We start from the raw sequence: 17831 nt of genomic DNA, 5'->3' as shown, positions 1-17831 counted from the left end.
GTGTGCCGAGGATCAGTCGTCTCGAAGCGACTCGCCGACGTCGTCGATCCGATCACCGATCCGTCGACCGGTCGACTCTCCGGGAAGGATATCACCGAGCCCGGCTCCGAACGCCGCGGCAGCCCAGATCACCGTCACTCGGCCGAACCGTTCGACCGTGGTCGGATCGCCCTCGTGGAGACGGCCCCACATGAACATCAGCGAGAACGCCACCAGAAACGAGATACCGAGCACCGCCACGAGCCGGCCCGGAACGACGCCGAAGATCGGGTTCTCTATCCGAACGTCCCGAAAGTCGGCGTAGTACAGCAGTCCAGCGGTCATCACCACGACGAAGGCGACGTTGGCGACGAGAAAGATAGGGACGGGACCGACCGTGGTCGCCACGAGGAACTCGGCGATATCGAAGACGCCGTCCTCGACCAGAAGCGGTAGAGAAAATATCACGGCACCGACGAACGATTCGGCGACGTCGCGGGTGGTGTACTTGCTGATACGAGTCGTGAACGCCTTGCTTCCCGGCATCCGCTCCACCATGGCGATCGTCTGTTTCACCGTCCGACGCTCGACGTCGTCGTCGACGACCGACTCCAGCGCGTTGAGCTTCGCGAGGAGATCCTCGATATCCGGATCGGCTGGACCGCCGCTCACGAGGGTCTGGTCCGCAGCTGACGGGTCATCCCCGGTCGCTTCGGCGTGTTCCTCCGGCGCGTCATTCGCGCGCTCGTTTCCGGTCATGGCCGACGCGTGGCCCCGGGAATATATAAACGGTGGCGCTCACGAAAACGTGATCCGCCCGCAGTCGGTAGGAAACGTCGCGACCGGATCATTTATGTGTTGAGGCATGGTAACATGCACCACGAGGTGAGTCACCCAGACATCGAACACGCGCCTCACGCGAAAACGATCCGAACGGATGGCATAGGTGAGAGCGTTCGCCGACGCTCAACCAAGTGACCCGGTTGCACCACCCGCATCCTCCTGCACCACCCGCATACCCCCCGACTGCCGCCGCTTTTACACGTATGAACTGATTTAAACCCGAGCCAGAAACTCAGCGGTTGCGGCGTTGAACGCAGTCGGCCGTTCCACCATCACGAGATGCGCGGCGTCAGCAACGATTGCGCGGGTGCAGCCGTCGATCCGCTCTGCAAGGTGGTCGTGATATCGCGGCGGCGTCAGCTTGTCGTGCTCGCCGACGATCGCGAGAGCGGGGAGATCGATCTCCCCCAGTCGATCCCGGACATCGAACCGGTGACACGTCCGGAAATCCCGTTCCGTCACCGCGCGACCGGTGTCGTACATCGCGTTCATCGAGAGTTCGACGTACTCGTCCGCCGCGTCGTGGAACAGTCGATCGTCGTCATGGAGGAACTCGACCGCGTGGTCGAAGTCGGTCGCAAGCCAGTCGAGCAGGTCCCGTAGCACGGCGAGTTTCGCGCCGGTGCCCGCGAGGACGAGGCCGTCGAGGTCCACGTCGCGTTCGAGTGCGACCCACATCGCGACCGCGCCGCCGAGCGAACTGCCGCACAGCACCGTCGCGTCGGTGGCCCCGATGACGGCGACGACGTCGTCCGCGTACGCCTCAAGCGTCTCCGGACCCGGCGCCGCGTCGATGTCGTCGCTATCGCCGTGGCCTGACAGATCGACTGCCGCCACGGGGAAGCGGTCCGCCAGTCGGGCCTGCGCCTTCCACACCGCCTTCGTCCCTCCGCTCCCGTGAACACAACACACGGTCGGTCCGTCACCCCCGTGGTCGGAGCGCCGATACGCAGTCTCGCGCCCGTGATGTGTGACCCGTCCCATACCCGATGTTACCCGCGTCACACATATAAATCGTCACACGAAAACGACGCTGCAATGGACGCGAGGCCTGAGACGGAGACGGGAGCCTAGGGAACCTGGGTTACCCGGTCGACGTCGTCGAGCTCCTGCAGATCGCTCGCGAGCGCCTCCTGGTCGACGTCCGCCTCGTAGTAGAACACCAGATCGAACGTCCCCTCGCGGAGCAGCTGCTGGCACTCCCAGACGAACTCCTCGTCGTCGAGGGTGAGACCCTGAAACTGATTCGACGAGAAGTCGGTGTCGTCGTTGCCGGCCTCGATGTACGTCTCACCCTTCTCCGCGTGGTCGGCGATGACCTCGTTCGCAGCGACCGTCAGGTCGTGCATCTCGAGGTCCTCCTGTCCGGTAAGACCGGTGTGAAGGATACAGCCGACGAGCTCGATCTCGCCCGGCTCGAGCAGCGCCTTCGTGCGCTCGTACAGATCCGCATCGAGTGTCTCGCTCATGCGTCCGCGTTCACACCGGACCGATAAACGAATGACGATTCACTGGAACGCCGTGCCGGGGTCCGCCTCGTGGGGACGATCGACTTCGGAGCGTTTGAACTGGCGTTCGATCTCCTCGTAGCGCTCGCGAGTCTCCTGAGTGACGCTCGCGTTCACCTCGTCGAGGGCGTCCTCGAAGTGGGCCATCGTCACGCGGACGTTACCCACCGACTCGCCGACCTCCTCCCTCGAGACGCTGCCGATGAACTCCCGCGAGGCGTTCATCGACGCCTCGCGGGCGACCGCCTCGATGTCGGCCCCGACGTACCCCTCCGTCTTGCGGGCAAGCGTGTCGAGGTCGACGTCGTCCGCCAGCGGCTTATCGCGCGTGTGGACCTCGAGGATCTTCCGACGCGCGTCCTCGTCGGGGACGGGCACGTGAACGTGCCTGTCGAGCCGACCCGGACGGAGCAGCGCGGAGTCCATGAGATCCGGGCGGTTCGTCGTCGCGATGACGACCACGTCCTCAAGCGATTCGAGACCGTCGAGCTCCGTGAGCAGCTGGGAGACGACCCGCTCGCCGACGCCGGAGTCGGTGGTGTTCCCGCCGCGCTCGGCCGCGATCGAATCGATCTCGTCGAAGAACACGATCGTCGGCGCGTTCTCGCGAGCCTTGCTGAACACCTCGCGGACGCCCTTCTCGGACTCACCCACGAACTTGTTCAGCAGCTCCGGTCCTTTAATCGAGATGAAGTTCGACTCCGCCTCGTTGGCGACCGCCTTCGCGAGCAGCGTCTTCCCGGTGCCCGGCGGCCCGTACATCAACACGCCCTTGGCGGCCTGCATGTCGAGCTCTTCGAACACCTCGGGGTACTCCAGCGGCCACTGGATCGTTTCACGCAGCCGTTCTTTGGTGTCCTCGAGGCCGCCGACGTCGGTCCACGTTACGTCGGGCACCTCGACGAACACCTCACGGAGCGCGGAGGGTTCGATCCCTTTTAACGCCTCCTTGAAGTCGTTCTCCGTGACCTGGATCGAGTTCAGCACGTCGGCGTCGATCTCCTCGCTCTCCAGATCGAGATCGGGGCGGATCCGACGGAGCGCGTGCATCGCCGACTCCTTCGCGAGCGACTCCAGGTCAGCCCCGACGAAGCCGTGGGTGTTCTCCGCGTACTCGTCGAGATCTATCCCGTCGACCAGCGGCATGTTCCGCGTATGGACCTGCAGGATCTCCTTTCGACCGTCACGGTCGGGGACGCCGACCTCGATCTCGCGGTCGAACCGTCCGCCGCGTCTGAGCGCGGGGTCGATGGCGTCGACCCGGTTCGTCGCACCGATGACGACGACTTCGCCGCGCTCCTCGAGCCCGTCCATCAGCGAGAGCAACTGGGCCACGACGCGGCGTTCCACGTCGCCGCCCGCCTCCTCCCGTTTGGGAGCGATCGAGTCGAGCTCGTCCATGAACACGATCGCGGGAGCCTCCTCGGTGGCCTCCTCGAACACGTCACGGAGCTGCTCCTCGCTTTCACCGTAGTACTTCGACATGATCTCCGGACCGGAGATCGTGTGGAAGCTGGCGTCGATCTCGTTGGCGACGGCCTTGGCGATCAGCGTCTTCCCGGTGCCCGGCGGTCCGTGCAGCAGCACGCCTTTCGGCGGATCGATGCCGAGCCGCTTGAAAAGCTCCGGATGCCGCATCGGCAGCTCGATCATCTCGCGAACCTGCTCGAGCTCGTCGTCGAGCCCGCCGATATCTTCGTAGGTCACGTCCGGGGTGGCCTCCCCGGCGGCATCCGCCTGTGGGCCGGCCCCGTCCATGATCTCCTCGGCAGGCTTCTCGGAGATCTCGATCTCCGTGGAGTCGGTGACGACGACGGTGCCAGTCGGTGACGTCGACGCGATCTTCAGCGGCACCGCCTGCGACTGTCCGCCCATGAACCCGAATCCGAGCGGGAGCTGGACGTTCTGTCCCTCGGTAACGGGCTGGCCGCCGAGTTCACGGCGGATCAGCGCATCGATGTTGCCGCGGATTCCCAGACGCTGTGGCAACGCGATCGTGATCCGCTCGGCGGGCTCGACGTCGACCGGTTCGATCGTCACACGGTCGTCGATCCCGACGCCCGCCTCCTGGCGGAGCTTCCCGTCGATACGTACGACGCCGCTGCCGTCGTCCTCCGGATAGCCGGGCCAGACGCGGGCTATCGCCGCACCCTCCTGGCCGGCCACGCGGATGAAGTCGCCGCCCGAGAGATCGAGCTCCTCGGCGGCAACGCGGTCGATCGCGGCGAGCCGGCGACCAGCATCCTTCTGTTTTAGGGGTTTGACCGTGAGTTTCATCGTTCACCTTCGATGGTGAGTACGCCGTTGGTCACTGAAACGCTATCGACCGAGCCGGGAAGCTCGAACTCCGACTCCACCGGCTCGTCACCCCCTTCGATCACGACGATCGCCGTGTCGCCGACGGTGTCGACGCTGATCGTCTCGTCATCGACGCCGACGTCGGCGGCGACGACCCACCCGTCCTCGTAGTCGTAGCGGCGAAACAGCGCGTCGCCGCCGGTCTGTTGCGTGAGTCTCATCGTATTCCTAACCCCAAGTTAGGCGAGTAAGTATTTAAATCTGTTGTTAAAAATCGCATGACGTGAGGCATCAGTGTTCGAGCGGTAGTGTTGTGGTTCACATCCGTGGGCGTCGCTCCCCGGCGGTGACCGAGCCGTCGCACGGGACTCTTCCGCCAGGACCACTGGCAAACGCCGCCAGCGTCGCGACTCCTTTGTGTCACCCGACCCAAATCGGGAACAGAGTATGGCCCGCGTCAGCGCGAGCGCCCGCCTCCACTTCGGGTTCATGAACCTTAGCCTCTCCCACGAGCGCCTGTACGGAGCGTTCGGCGTCGCGCTCACGGAACCGCGCGTGGTCGTCAAAGCATTCCCGAACGATTCAGTCGTCGTCAGCGACGAGAACGATTCAGTCGTAAACAGCGACGTCGAGGACGATCGGAGAGAGCTGACCGACGTTGAGGAGTACGCCAAGCGCGCGTGTGACCTGATCGAACTCCCCGGAGCGCGTGTTACGGTGGTCGAGGCGCTTCCGCGACACGCGGGGCTCGGAAGCGGAACGCAGCTGGCTGCGGCGACGCTCGCCGCGATCGCTCGCGCGCACGGTCTGGATCCTCGTGTCCGCGAGCGTGCCCCGGAGCTCGGACGGGGCGGTCGCTCGGGGATCGGCGTGGCGGCGTTCGAGCGGGGAGGATTCGTGCTCGACTCCGGACATCCGACCGCGAGATTCACCACGTCCCGTCCGGCCGACGGCAACTGGACGGTACCGTCAGTCGCGGCGCGTCACGACGTGCCGAACGACTGGCGGTTCCTGCTCGTCCGCCCTGATGCGGAGCCGGGTCGTAACGGCGGCGGAGAGGATGCCGCGATGCGTACCGCAGTCGAGCGCGCGGATCCGAAGCTCGCCGACCGGATCGCCGGGATCGTGACCCGTCGCGTGCTTCCGGCTATCGCGGAGGGGCGTGCTGAAGCGTTCGGATCGGCGGTCGCCGAAGTGGGTCGGCTCAACGGTGCCTGGTACGCCGACGAGCAGGGCGGTGTGTATCGCCCGCCGGTCGGTGATATCGTCGCATCGCTTGAGAGCTCGCCGGCGGTGTTCGGGGTGGGGCAGTCGTCGTGGGGACCGACAGTCTACGGCATCACGAACGCCGACCACGCCGCGGCGGCCCGAGACGCGGGCGAGGCGGCACTCGATGCGGCCGGCGTCTCCGGAACGGTCGACGTGGTCCGCGGAACGAACGACGGTGCACGGGTAACGGAGTGACGGCCGGGTTCGGTCCGGAGGAAGCGTCGTCCCGGTCTCCGAAAGATCGCCCCGGTCACCGAAAGATCGTCTCTGCATTCGGGTCAGTCCGCCTACCTGACGGAACGAGCCGTTCCTGCGAGTCGGCCGAGCAACAACACTAAGCGGTGAGCCCACTCGATACGAGGTATGTCGAGTGTTCCGTTCGGGGTTGCCCGGCTGGACTCGCTGCTCGGTGGCGGCGCACCGCCCGGCAACGTCGTGCTGCTCGCGGGACAGTCAGGTGCTGGCGCGCGGGAGTTTCTGTACACGAGCGCGGCAACGAACGCGCTCGCACACGCTGACGAGGAGCTGTTCGACCTCTACTACGGCGACCTCGCTGATGGAGCGGCGGTCCCCCCGGCGATCCACTACCTTTCGTTCACCGCCGATTCCGACACCATCACCCGGGAGATGCAGTACACGATGGCCGCGGAGATCGTCGACGCCGCGGTTTCGGAGATCGAGTTTTGCGACCTCTCGCCCGAGTTCTTCCAGCGGAGTCCGGTCCCACGCGAGTGGTATCACGGCCGGACGGTCTCGCTTGCGGAGCTCGGGGAGCGAGAACGACACGAGGACGTGTTGACCGCGCTCGGCAACTACCTCACCGAACACGCCGAGGGGAATCTGGTCTGTATCGACTCCGTGACCGATCTCGTCTCCTCCGTGTCCGACGATCTGGAGTGGCCGGACATCGCGATGGTGATGAAGGGACTCAAGAAGGCAGCCTACCGATGGGGTGGACTGATACTCGTGTTGGTCAACGAGGAGGCGCTGACGGACCGAGAGTTCGGAGTGCTGATGGACGCGGCGGGGGGGACGTTTCGGTTCGCCTGGGAGAGCGGCGGATCGAAACGTGACCGAACCATGGTCGTCCGCGAGTTTCGCGGCGTTCTCTCCCGGCTCGAGGAGGAGAACATCGTCCGGTTCGAAACGGAGATCCACGAGGGCGGGTTCGACATCAGCGACGTTCGGAAGATCCGATGACACACGGTGAGTATCGGTTCGGAGAACCGCGCGGTAGATTACTTAAGTGACGGGGAACTACGTCTCCACGATGCGGGTGACTCGTCGTGACTGACTCCGAAACGACGGAGGAGGCTCCACACACCGCCGACGGAGACTCGCGTCTCCCGGATGAGGACCTACGGCTTCCCGACGAGGTGGCCGGTCTCACCGCGGATGTCGAAGCGTTGACTGCGGATGTCGAAGCGTTGACTGCGGACGTCGAAGCGTTGACTGCGGATGTCGAAGCGTTGAGTACTGACGTCAAAGCGTTGAGCACCGACATCGAGGGAGCAACTGCCGATGTCGACGAGAAGATCGAGGATCTTCGTGAGCGACTCGTCAAACTGTACCGTGACGTCCAACGGAAGGCGTCGGTCGACCACGGTCACCCCGAGTTGGCGGACGCGATCGCCGAGCTAGAAGCCGAGCTCGCGGAGCGCGACGAGCGGTTCGCGGCCACCGACGAGAAGGTTAGCGACCTCACGGCCGGTGTCGAGGAGGCTCGAACGGAGCGCGAGGAGCTGTCAGGGAAGCTGTCGAAAGTCGCGAACGCAGCCGTTCGTATCCAGCGCCGGCTCGATCCGATAGAGCGGTACGTTGCAGATCGACGGCGACTCGCCGAACTCACGGCCGAGGCAAATCGGAGCGGCGTGAAAAGCGCCGACTGTGAGGCGTGTGGCGACACGGTGCGACTCTCGTTGCTGTCGACGCCCGCGTGTCCGCACTGTAACCGTCAGTTCCGAAGCCTCGATCCGAACACTGGGTTCTTCGGGCGTTCGACGCTCCTCGTCGGAGACCCGCCTGCGATCGAGGGTGACGTCGCCGCGAACGAGGCCGAAGAGGCAGTCGACCCCGGCGAGGGGGCGGAGCGATGAGCGAGGACGACTCGACGAGCAACGACTCGATACACGACGCCGTGAGAACTGACGACCTGAAAAGCGATTCAGATCCGTTCAGCGAACTCGACGTCGGTGACGATGGCGATGAGTCGATCGACGAGGTGTTCGACCAGGTCGAAGTCGACGAGGTGTTCGACGAGGAGCTGTGGGCGGCACTCGAAGAGGAGAGTACGGTTGGTGGCGGACCGGACTCGGTCGAACCGGGGCCGGACGCTGCGCGGGAAGTCGACACCGACCACGACGACCACATCGTCGATAAACGTGAGTACTGCCAGCGCTGTCCGTACTTCGCTGACCCGCCGGACACTGCCTGTACCCACGAAGCAGGACGGATCGTCGAGGTAGTCGACACCGACGAGTTCCGCGTTCGCGGCTGTCCGATGGTTTCCGAGACCGGTCCGCAGTTCGACACCGGTCCCTGAAACCGGCGATCCACTCGACGCCATTTCACCCACTTCACCAAAACGAGACGGAGGCCCCGCCGACAGTAGTTGCCGAACCAAAACGGGTCCGTAACACTGCTTCGACGTTGCTGTTCCCCAAGCTGGATTTCGAGGTCAAACGGTGCGGCAAGTACACGAGAGAGGATTTTTATCTACCACGTCAATCGAGGTCCGACACACCGGCAGTCGGGTCGACCGGTGGCGACTCCTCGAGCGAGGATGCCTCGATGACGTCGATGCCGTTCGCCTCCCAGATCTCCGCCGCGTTTCGCATGCCGATCGGCACGTTGAGCCCGACTTTATCGAGGTGGCTGGCCGGATGTTCGACCGGACACAGCTCGAAGTGCGGACAGACGACGAACCCGTCCGGGTGGGTGAACCCCCGAACGTGGGTCTGCCAGAACCGTCCCTCACGGTCGCGCGATTCGATGCGACGCATGTTGAGCACCTCCTTGACGCGCTGGCGGTCCGCATCGAGAAGCTGGTACGGGTGTGCGCCCTCGAGACGGAAGAACCGCCGACGGATCTGCTCTTGGAACCCGTGCTGGAGACGCGTCCACGGCAGGCGTGCCATGAAGCGGCCGATCCGACTCATCGGTCGGCGTCAGCCCCGGATCCCGGCTCCACCTCGAGACGGGCCCCGCCGTTCGTTTCGGCGTCCCTCTCTCGACGCCCCCGTCGGTGCACTCGGCCTCGACGGCCCCGTCGGTGCACTCGGCCTCGACGGCCGCTACCTACGCCAGCTCCGTCGTTCGATGAACGCCCGAAACCAGCGGGACTCCACCGGCGCTCCCGAGACGTCTTCCGTGGGACGGGGACGTGACAGTAGAGATATGCGATCGGGTAGCACCTGCCGATCACCGTCCACAGCCGGTCGATCCGAGTGGCCAGCCAGTGTCAGTCATGGTCTTGGATACGGTTATTACACGCTTAAAACCGCGTTCTCGACGAAGACACTCGCCTGATGGTTGCTTTCCTCGCAAACCGAGCGAACTCACAGAGCAAGCGGCTCCACGACCGCATCCAGAACCGGCTCGGCGGCGCGTTCGACGGCGTTCGACGACGACGTGCGGAACCGCGCGAAACGGGCCCGTACCCGGTCGTCGCCGACGTGAACCCACGACAACTCCTCGGGGAGGACAGAGAGGGATCAGCTCTCTCGAGCGACCCCGTGGTATCCGTCTCGATGGTTCCGTAGATTCGTATAAAAGGATGGAAGTCGTACCCCGTTCGTATGCAGTTCTGTGATGACTGCGGTTCGATGATGGTCTCACGCGACGGAGAGATGGTGTGTCAAAACGACGACTGCGGCGCGACGACGGCACGGGACGAGGAGCTTGCTGCACGCTTCGAGTCGACTGAGGAGCAGACCGGAGATGAGGTGATCGAAACCGAGGAGGGCGCGAACTTCGAGGGGAAGCCGACTGCGGACGACGTCGTCTGTGAGAAATGTGAACACGGTGAGGCGTGGTACACGATCAAACAGACCGGAGCGGCCGACGAACCGCCAACACGATTTTTCAAATGCAAACAGTGTGGCCACCGCTGGAGAGGATACAGCTAAGCCGCCGATCACGCCCGGGCCGGCATCCGCACGCTTTTCCCGTCCCGGCCGATTAGATGGGTCAACATGACCGATCCGTCCGTGTCGGGAGGGTCGCGCCCGGCGGACCCGAACGACCTCTCCGTCACCATCGTCGACGGCTACGTCGACGAGCCGGCACACTTCGGCGTACCGCCGTACATCTCGACGTACCCGCGGTACACGGGCGGCGCGCTCGTCGACGCTGGCGTCCCCGAGACGTCGATCACCTACCACACGATCGACGAGCTTCGTGCGGACCGGGACAAACATGCGGACGTCGCCGACGCGGACCTGTTCGTCTACGTCGGCGGAATGACCGTTCCCGGGAAGTACGTCGGTGGGACGCCCGCGGAGCCCGACGAGGTTCGTGAGCTCGGCTGGACGGCCGACGGCGTGACGCTACTCGGCGGCCCGGTTCGGTTCGGCGTCGGCGAGGAGAACGCGGGCGCACAGGAGACCGAACGCGACGACCTCGACTACGACTTCGTCGCGAAAGGCGACGTGGAGGCGGCCGCCCACGACCTCGTCGCCAGCGGTCTTGAGGGGTTCGGCGACCGCATGCGGGACAACGCGGAGGTCGACCGTTGGGCCGCGGCTGGAGCGTTCGTCGTCGAACAGCATCCGAACCACCCCGACTACCTCATCTGCGAGATGGAGACCTCACGCGGCTGTGCGTACCGCTGTTCGTTCTGCACCGAACCGCTGTACGGGGATCCGGCGTTCCGAACCGCCCGGTCCGTCGTCGATGAAGTCGACGCGCTCTCCGACCGCGGCGTGTCACACTTCCGGCTCGGCAGACAGGCGGATATTCTCGCGTTCGGCGGCGACGGCGAGGCGCCAAACCCGGACGCACTCCGGGAACTGTACGGCGGGATCCGCGAGGCCGCACCCGATCTCGAAACGCTCCACCTCGACAACATGAACCCCGTAACGATTACGGAGTACCCGGAAGCCTCACGCGAGGCGATCCGCGTGATCGCCGAGCACAACACGCCCGGCGACACCGCGGCGTTCGGTCTCGAATCCGCGGATCCGGTCGTACAGGAGGAGAACAACCTCCTCGTTACCGCCGATGAGTGTCTCGAGGCCGTCCGCGTCGTCAACGAGGAGGGTGGCTGGCGTCCCGGGGACGAGCCCGATGCGGATGGACTCCGTCGCGGTCCCTCGACGGGGCCGGACGTCTCACCGCGACTCCCGAAGCTGCTCCCCGGGATCAATCTCGTGCACGGGCTCGCGGGGGAGCGGCCGGAGACGTACGAGCACAACAAGCGGTTCCTCCAGCGCGTGTACGACGAGGGGCTGATGCTCCGCCGGATCAACGTCCGACAGGTGATGGCGTTCGCTGGCACGGAGATGGCCGAAACCGGCGCGGCGATCGCGAAGGAGCACCGGGAGCAGTTCGGCGCGTACAAACGCGAGGTGCGCGAGACGATCGACAACCCGATGCTCCAGCGCGTCGTCCCGCCGGGAACCGTCCTCCCAGACGTGCATCTTGAGTATCACCAGGACGGGAAGACGTTCGGTCGGCAGCTCGGTACGTACGCCCTCCTCGTCGCCGTCCCGGGCGAACGCGAACTCGGCACCGCAATCGACGTGGCGATCACCGATCACGGGTATCGGTCCGTGACGGGCGTCCCCTACCCGCTCGACGTCAACGCCGCCTCGATGGACGAGCTGACGGCTATACCCGGTATCAACCGACGGACGGCCGGCGACGTGATCGTCGGTCGTCCGTACGAATCCGTCTCCGATGTCGACGTCGGTGTCGCTGACCTCTCCCGGTACGCCGTCGTCGACGACACCACTGTGCCGATTCCGGGTCGAGATCGGGGCGGCTCAGGTCCCGGCCCGGACCCGAACTCGACGCTCGGGCGGAGCGATTGACGGCACACGATGAACGACGACCCGACCGTCCCGATCACGCGATTCCCGATCGACGTCGACACCCGCGGGCCAGGCGGGACGACGAACGCGTACCTCGTCGACGGGCTGCTCGTCGATCCCGCGGCCCGGGTCCCCGAGATCGATACAACGGACGTGGACGCGGTCGCGGTGACACACACGCATCCTGACCACGTGGGCGGCGTCGCCGACTACGCGACCGACGCAGACGCGACGGTGTACGCTCACGCCGACCACGCCGACCGATTCCGCGAGGCGACTGGCGTCGATCCGGATAAAACCGTCAGCGACGGCGAGCGTGTCGGCGACCGGAACGTCAGCGTGCTGGAGACGCCCGGTCACGCGACAGACCACGTCGCGTTCGCCGTCGGCGAGTCCGGGGCGAGAACCGATCGGGACGCGCTTGTCGGCGACCTCGCGGTCGCGGAGGGGAGCGTCGTCGTCGGAACTGACGGCGACCTCCGCGCATATCTCGACAGTCTCGAGCGCGTCCGTGACGCGGGATTCCGGCGGCTGTATCCGGGTCATGGACCCGCGATCGAGGATCCGGTCACGACGTGCCAGCGGTTGATCGACCACCGCCTCGACCGTGAGGCGTCGGTTCTCGCGGCGGTCGAAGACGGTGCCGAGACCGTCGACGACGTGGTCGACGCCGCCTACGAGAAGGATCTGACCGGCGTCGAGGATCTCGCTCGCGTCACCGTGATGGCCCATCTCGAAAAGCTCGTTGCGGACGGTCGGATCGATGGAACGTGGGCCGACCGGAGGCGCTCCGACGGGCCGTGACCGACGGGCCGTGACCGACGGACCGTAACCGACGGGCCGTGACCGACGGGCCGTGACCGACGGACGCTAGGGATCTGTATCGTCGGCGTCGGTAGGGGGTGCGACGCGCGAGACGACTGATCTCTCGTCAGTGACGATGCCGTGGTCGGCATCATCCACGGCGTCCGGGATCGTCGCGTCCCCGTCGCTGTACCGCGACCCGAGCGACCCGAGCGTCGCGTCGCGGACGCAGGTTCGGGTTGCCGCCCCGAGCCGGGTCGCCGCCCCCGAGAACCTCGCATGCTCGCCGGAGGGGTCGGTCGCGACGACGATAGCGTCGCTCGTCGTTCCAGGAAAGCCGGTCGTCGCGAGCAGCGTCGCCGCTTTCGCCTCCGCGACGATCGCGACGAGGTTCGCGAGCGCGCCCGGCGCGAGATCCCGATTCGTCCCAACCACGAGGTTCACGGTGCCGGGTGGCCGGTGGGGTGAATCGTCAGTTGCTTTTGTCTCCGTTTCGGCAGCGTCCTCGGAGTCGGCCGGAGCAGCGTCGAAGTCGGCCCGCGATGCGTCGACATCGACCGGCAGCGCCGCCGGATTGGAGAGTCCTGCGGTCGCGACGACCGCCACGCCGTCGAGACGGGCTACTCTGGCGTGGCGCTGGGCGACGCCGGTGAGGAGGGCCGGGGCCGCCGGATCGGTCGGGAACCCGGCGTCCGAGAGCCGTTCATCGACGTACGACCGGAGGTCACGAACGCCGGCATCACCCCATCCGTCGGGAACGGTGACGTTGTACGCGGCGTCGGCCTCGCGGACGCCGCCGTCGAAGCCAGTCGAGAGGAACAGACCCCCGCGGAGCCGGCACCGACAGACGTCGTCCGCGAGGTCGACCCGGAGACTCATACGTCGAGCGCGGAGAGCAGGCGGTCGTTCTCGTCCGGTCTGCGGACCGCGGTTCGAACGTGGTTGTCGAGCCCCGTGAACGTCCGGGCGTCGCGGATCGCGACGCCGCCCTGCCGAGCAGCGTCCAGCACGTCACAGGGGTCGTCCTCGCCCACGTCGATGAGCAGGAACGGAGCGTCAGACGGGAACAGTTCCCACCGGGAAGCGAGACGCTCTCGGAGCCGTTCGCGCTCGCTTGCGACCCGCTGACGGGTCCGAACGACGAACTCCTCGTTGCGAAGACAGTGCGTCCCAACGTCACACGCCGGGGTCGACATCCCCCACGCCGGCCGACAGACGTCGAGTCGATCCCGCGTTCGACCGACCGCCACGAGGAACCCCGCTCGAAGGCCGGGAAGCCCGAACACTTTGGTAAGCGATCGGGCGACGACGACGCCGGGCTCGCCAGCGATCGATCGTCGGGGCGTGAAGTCGAGAAACGCCTCGTCGACGAACAGCGTCGCTCCCGCCGATCGACAGCGCTCGGCGAGGTCGCGAAGCGGCCCGATATCGACCGCTTCGCCGGTCGGGTTGTTCGGCCGACAGACGACAACCATCTCGTGGCCGGCCGGGTCGACGTCCGCGATCCGGTCGTGATCGACGCCGACCGTCTCACCACCCTGAATCCGGACTTCGTGAGCATACTCGCCGAACGACGGCTCCGGCACGACCACGGTCGATCCGGCGTCGACGACCATCGAGAACAGCAGCCGGATCCCCGCCATCGCGCCCGCGGTCGGGATCACTTCCGTCGGATCACAGTCGACGTAGTCGGACGCGGCGGCCCGAAACTCCCCGTAATCGTCCGCGGGATACCGACGGGCCCCGCCGAGGGCCGCGTCGTACACGGCCGTCACCCCGGGAGGCGTTTCCGGGTTCGTGTTCGCGCTGAAGTCGATCACGTGCGGATCGCTCGTTCCGCCGTGTCGGACGCGACTCGCAGTATCCAGCGCGTGTGGGTCCATATGTGCATGACATATCGACGAGCCTACTAAAACGCTCGTCATGGCACGATCCTGAAACGTCTGTCATGTTTGGGGAAGATGAGTGCGCAGTGGCAAGTCGTACCGATCCGGACCGAGACGCGAGTGACCGTCGGGTTGCGTGCATCGATTCACTCCGACGCGATCCGTCGGGCGAGAGCGAGGTCACGCGGCCGGTTCACGTTGATCGCGAGCGACTTGCTCCGCCGGACGACGACCGTGTCTTCGCCCGACCCAACGACGTTCAAACCGGTCGGAGCGACGTCGTTCCCGTCGTGTGTAACGGACGTATCGACGCTTGCACCCAGTGTCCGCTTCAGCGACACCGGCACACAGATGGAGACGGAGTCAACGAGTCCTCGGTCGTTCGCCGTGTGAGCCGACCCGCAATCATCGTCGGAACCGACCGCTGCCTCGATCACATCCGCAACGTCACGTGTACGGAGCAACGGAAGGTCGGCGGTAACCGTGAGCGCCGGCCCGTCGACCGCATCGAGCCCGCGGTTCAGGTCGTCCACGTACCCCTCGCCGGAGCCGACGACGACGTTGGAGACGAGTCGTGCCGGTTCTAGCTCCCCCGCGGACAGCTCCTCCATCGTCGCCGTCGTCGACGGCGTGTGCGGCGAGCTCACCGCCACGACGCGCCGGATCCGACTCCGGGCGATCGCGTCGAGAACGCGGTGGACCATCGGCCGACCGTCGACCGGTACGAGCGGCTTCTCGGTTTCCGTGCCGAGCCGCGTGCCTCGACCGCCACAGAGCAGCACCGCGTCCGTGATCCCGGGCTCCGACGGGCGGGTGGCTACAGGATCGCCCACACGACCACCCCCGCGTGAAGCGCGACTGCTCGTCCGATCTCGTTCGTCGCACCGAGCACGTCGCCGCTGATCCCACCGAGCCACGGACGGACGCGGACGAGGAGTAGCGCGGCGACGGCCGGTCCTGCGAGAAGCGCGGCCACGAGCGCCGGAAACGCCCCCGTCGGTGGAGCAAGAAGCACCGTCACGGACAACAGCGCGACGGGCACGAACGAGCGCGGTCCGATATCGTCCGCGACTGCCGATCCGAGCCCTTCGTGGGCGGACGAGCCGAAACACGCCAACAGCGCCATCCCCGCCTTCGCGCCGACCTCCGCGGCGAGGACGATCCGGAATGCGGCGGTGCCCGTGACGCTTCCGCCGCCTCCACCGACGAACCCCGTCGCGAGCGCCAGCGCACCGAGCGTCGTCACGAGCAGCGTCACCGCAAGCGCCAGCGCGCCACCGACACCGAGTGCGGCATCCCGCAACAGTTCGACCCGGCGGTCCGGATCGTGTGCCGCGACGGCGTCGCCGAGATCCGCGAGACCGTCAGCGTGGGTGATACCACCGAGGAGGTACACGGCGAGGAGATACAGCGCCGCGGCAGTCCACGCGGACGGCGCGAGAAAGGCGAGTCCGGCGACCCCACCGATGACCGCACCGACGACCGGAAACGTCCACGGCGACCGGCGGAACGCGTGCCAGTCCGACCCGTCCCCTCCCGGAACCGGAATCCGTGTCAGAAACGTGATCGCGCCCCGAAGGGCGGGAATCGGACTGGCGGGCGGCAGTCGTGTGTCGTCGGATGCTGATGGATCGGTCACGTCGTCGGTCATGCCGCGATCACCAACATTACCGTTGTGCCGACGCCGAGCCAGCCGGCTCGAGAGACGATCCGGATCCCCTCGCGAGCCTCGGCCGCGGTCGGGAGCCGTCGATCCGGTGCCAGCACGTACGCGCCGGGCTTCTCGAGCCGGACTCCAAGAACGGTCGCCAACGTCGCCATCGGCCATCCGGAGTTTGGCGACGACGGAACGCTTGCGGCCTCGCGAGCCCGGCACAGCGTTCGTCGGACACACCGTGGCGTGCCGACGACCGCGATCAGCAGCGCGGCTGCGCGGGCGGGTACCCACATGATGGCGTCGTCGAGTCTGGCGGCTGCCCAGCCCAGTCGACGATCACGGTATCCGAGCATCGAATCGAGAGTGTTGACGGCTTTAATCCACGCCGCGGCACCCGCAGCGCCTCCGACCACGAGCGGTATCGGTGCACCGACGGCGGCCGCGAGAATCGCGACCGCTGCGAACGCGAAAAGCGGCGCGAGCAGTCCGTCAGCGAGGTTCTCGGCCGCGCTCTCGACGGCTGCGGACCGGAGCTGTGCCGGCGAGAGGCCGGATGGATCCCGGCCGGCGAGTGCGCGAAGTTCGTGGCGAGCCGACGCCAGATCCGTCGCAACGAGATCGATTACGTTGGTCGCGACGTCGACGAGCATCCGCCGGCTCGAACTGACGAAGAGGACGGTCGCCGCAACGAGCAGGGAAAGTCGCGGATCGATCCGACCGCTAAACCAGACGACGAGCGCCGCCACGCTCGCAAACGACAGCGGAACGACGACCGCGACCGCGACGCCGACCGCGCGCGACTCCGGGAGCCGGTCGTCGAGACGATGAACGACGCTCCCCAGCCACGCCACGGGATGGAGCCGTCGGGGCGGCTCGGAAAACGTCCGGTCGAGTGCGGCGGCGAGCACGATGGCACCCCCCGCCGCGAGGCTCACGGCTCGGCCTCCAGCTCGGCTTCCAGCGTCTCGAGGGGCGTGTTCGTCACGTCGATGAATCGCCCCCCGACGTCGACGACGCCGCCATCGGCCGTCACGTCGTCACCGACGTGGGTGAGCGCGGCGGGCTCGACGCCGAGCGCGTTTGCGATCGCCTCGAACGCCTTCGCGTGTGGCTTCCGCCAGCCGCAGCCGACGCTCGTCACGGTCGCGTCGAACTCGCCGCGGAGGTTCGACCGGATCAGCGCGCGCGGAACAAGCTCCGGAACCGCACAGTTCGAGAGCAGCCCCACCGGGCCGCGCTTGCCGGCCGCTCGAACGGCCTCCAACGCGCCCTCCCGTCGGGTGACTACCGGGTCAAAGGCGGCGACGACCGCGTGTCTGGCCGCGTTCTCCGATACCTCGATGCCCCGGGAGTCGAGCGCGCGAGCGACGTGGGCCGGGAGCGGCGTCTCCGCACCAGCCGGCGCGTCGACGTGGATCTCGCCGTACGCGACGTGCCAGTCGTCGGGGACATCGATACCCCGTGATTCCAGCTGTCTGGCGACGGCCTCCGCCGGGTCCGACGGGTACTCGACCTCGACGAGCGTGCCGAACAGATCGAACGTAACTGCCACGAT

Annotated in this window: 20 protein-coding genes; 8 read left to right on the top strand and 12 right to left on the bottom strand. The window is 66.4% G+C overall.

Annotation, left to right across the window (positions count from 1 at the left end):
- Nucleotides 1-12: 12 nt before the first annotated feature.
- From ACYQ0R_RS01585 to ACYQ0R_RS01565, 5 genes are all read right to left on the bottom strand, one after another.
- The gene (locus ACYQ0R_RS01585; RefSeq protein ID WP_459820599.1) at nt 13-738 is read right to left on the bottom strand and encodes a DUF2391 domain-containing protein; all 726 of its coding nucleotides are present in this window, start codon (nt 736-738) and stop codon (nt 13-15) included.
- A gap of 297 nt (nt 739-1035) precedes the next feature.
- Entirely contained in the window at nt 1036-1806 is a 771-nt protein-coding gene (locus ACYQ0R_RS01580) for an alpha/beta fold hydrolase (RefSeq protein WP_459820598.1), read from the bottom strand.
- Between the two features lie 86 nt (nt 1807-1892).
- Nucleotides 1893-2291: a DUF5778 family protein gene (locus tag ACYQ0R_RS01575; RefSeq protein WP_459820597.1), complete on the bottom strand. Its 399-nt coding sequence runs from the start codon at nt 2289-2291 to the stop codon at nt 1893-1895.
- Nucleotides 2292-2330: 39 nt separating this feature from the next.
- On the bottom strand, nt 2331-4607 hold the full coding sequence (locus ACYQ0R_RS01570) for a CDC48 family AAA ATPase (RefSeq protein WP_459820596.1): 2277 nt from the start codon (nt 4605-4607) through the stop codon (nt 2331-2333).
- Nucleotides 4604-4849, bottom strand: a complete 246-nt coding sequence (locus ACYQ0R_RS01565; RefSeq protein ID WP_459820595.1) for an Hsp20/alpha crystallin family protein — start codon at nt 4847-4849, stop codon at nt 4604-4606. The genes ACYQ0R_RS01570 and ACYQ0R_RS01565 overlap by 4 nt, the downstream gene beginning before the upstream one ends.
- Nucleotides 4850-5075: 226 nt before the next feature.
- On the opposite strand from ACYQ0R_RS01565, the gene ACYQ0R_RS01560 reads away from it, so the two are divergent.
- The 4 genes from ACYQ0R_RS01560 (at nt 5076) to ACYQ0R_RS01545 (ending at nt 8439) form a co-directional block, all read left to right on the top strand.
- A complete protein-coding gene (locus ACYQ0R_RS01560; RefSeq protein WP_459820594.1) occupies nt 5076-6092 on the top strand; it encodes a beta-ribofuranosylaminobenzene 5'-phosphate synthase family protein in 1017 nt (338 codons plus the stop codon).
- Nucleotides 6093-6260: 168 nt separating this feature from the next.
- The gene (locus ACYQ0R_RS01555; protein WP_459820593.1) at nt 6261-7097 is read left to right on the top strand and encodes an RAD55 family ATPase; all 837 of its coding nucleotides are present in this window, start codon (nt 6261-6263) and stop codon (nt 7095-7097) included.
- Between the two features lie 86 nt (nt 7098-7183).
- On the top strand, nt 7184-7993 hold the full coding sequence (locus ACYQ0R_RS01550) for a hypothetical protein (RefSeq protein ID WP_459820592.1): 810 nt from the start codon (nt 7184-7186) through the stop codon (nt 7991-7993).
- Nucleotides 7990-8439 (top strand): DUF8135 domain-containing protein, encoded by a 450-nt coding sequence (locus ACYQ0R_RS01545; protein ID WP_459820591.1) that lies wholly within the window; start codon nt 7990-7992, stop codon nt 8437-8439. The genes ACYQ0R_RS01550 and ACYQ0R_RS01545 overlap by 4 nt, the downstream gene beginning before the upstream one ends.
- Before the next feature lie 181 nt (nt 8440-8620).
- On the opposite strand, the gene ACYQ0R_RS01540 is transcribed toward ACYQ0R_RS01545, so the two are convergent.
- Nucleotides 8621-9055 (bottom strand): hypothetical protein, encoded by a 435-nt coding sequence (locus ACYQ0R_RS01540; RefSeq protein WP_459820589.1) that lies wholly within the window; start codon nt 9053-9055, stop codon nt 8621-8623.
- Nucleotides 9056-9424: 369 nt separating this feature from the next.
- Between ACYQ0R_RS01540 and ACYQ0R_RS01535 the strand changes: the two genes are divergently transcribed.
- The 4 genes from ACYQ0R_RS01535 to ACYQ0R_RS01520 all read left to right on the top strand — a co-directional run bounded on the left by ACYQ0R_RS01535 (nt 9425) and on the right by ACYQ0R_RS01520 (nt 12733).
- A complete protein-coding gene (locus tag ACYQ0R_RS01535) occupies nt 9425-9658 on the top strand; it encodes a hypothetical protein (RefSeq protein WP_459820588.1) in 234 nt (77 codons plus the stop codon).
- Between the two features lie 36 nt (nt 9659-9694).
- Complete coding sequence (locus tag ACYQ0R_RS01530; protein ID WP_459820586.1) at nt 9695-10024, top strand: transcription factor S; 330 nt, start codon at nt 9695-9697, stop codon at nt 10022-10024.
- 66 nt (nt 10025-10090) lie between these two features.
- Nucleotides 10091-11929 carry a radical SAM protein gene (locus tag ACYQ0R_RS01525; RefSeq protein ID WP_459820584.1) on the top strand — a complete coding sequence of 613 codons (1839 nt, stop codon included), beginning with the start codon at nt 10091-10093 and terminating at the stop codon, nt 11927-11929.
- Nucleotides 11930-11938: 9 nt separating this feature from the next.
- Entirely contained in the window at nt 11939-12733 is a 795-nt protein-coding gene (locus ACYQ0R_RS01520) for an MBL fold metallo-hydrolase (protein WP_459820582.1), read from the top strand.
- A 66-nt stretch (nt 12734-12799) separates the two neighbouring features.
- On the opposite strand, the gene ACYQ0R_RS01515 is transcribed toward ACYQ0R_RS01520, so the two are convergent.
- The 6 genes from ACYQ0R_RS01515 to ACYQ0R_RS01490 form a co-directional block, all read right to left on the bottom strand.
- On the bottom strand, nt 12800-13612 hold the full coding sequence (locus tag ACYQ0R_RS01515; protein ID WP_459820580.1) for an adenosylcobinamide amidohydrolase: 813 nt from the start codon (nt 13610-13612) through the stop codon (nt 12800-12802).
- Nucleotides 13609-14616 carry a threonine-phosphate decarboxylase gene (locus ACYQ0R_RS01510; RefSeq protein ID WP_459820578.1) on the bottom strand — a complete coding sequence of 336 codons (1008 nt, stop codon included), beginning with the start codon at nt 14614-14616 and terminating at the stop codon, nt 13609-13611. The genes ACYQ0R_RS01515 and ACYQ0R_RS01510 overlap by 4 nt, the downstream gene beginning before the upstream one ends.
- A gap of 149 nt (nt 14617-14765) precedes the next feature.
- Nucleotides 14766-15452: an NTP transferase domain-containing protein gene (locus tag ACYQ0R_RS01505; RefSeq protein WP_459820576.1), complete on the bottom strand. Its 687-nt coding sequence runs from the start codon at nt 15450-15452 to the stop codon at nt 14766-14768.
- Complete coding sequence (gene cobS, locus ACYQ0R_RS01500) at nt 15437-16270, bottom strand: adenosylcobinamide-GDP ribazoletransferase (RefSeq protein WP_459820574.1); 834 nt, start codon at nt 16268-16270, stop codon at nt 15437-15439. The genes ACYQ0R_RS01505 and cobS overlap by 16 nt, the downstream gene beginning before the upstream one ends.
- Complete coding sequence (gene cbiB / locus ACYQ0R_RS01495; RefSeq protein ID WP_459820572.1) at nt 16267-17211, bottom strand: adenosylcobinamide-phosphate synthase CbiB; 945 nt, start codon at nt 17209-17211, stop codon at nt 16267-16269. Before cbiB ends, cobS begins: the two co-directional genes overlap by 4 nt.
- The gene (locus ACYQ0R_RS01490; RefSeq protein WP_459820571.1) at nt 17208-17828 is read right to left on the bottom strand and encodes an HAD family hydrolase; all 621 of its coding nucleotides are present in this window, start codon (nt 17826-17828) and stop codon (nt 17208-17210) included. Before ACYQ0R_RS01490 ends, cbiB begins: the two co-directional genes overlap by 4 nt.
- Between the last annotated feature and the right edge of the window lie 3 nt (nt 17829-17831).

This window comes from Halorubrum luteum (assembly GCF_054652935.1).
The sequence above is the reverse complement of the archived record's forward strand: the minus strand, read 5'-3'. Positions and strand labels throughout refer to the sequence as shown.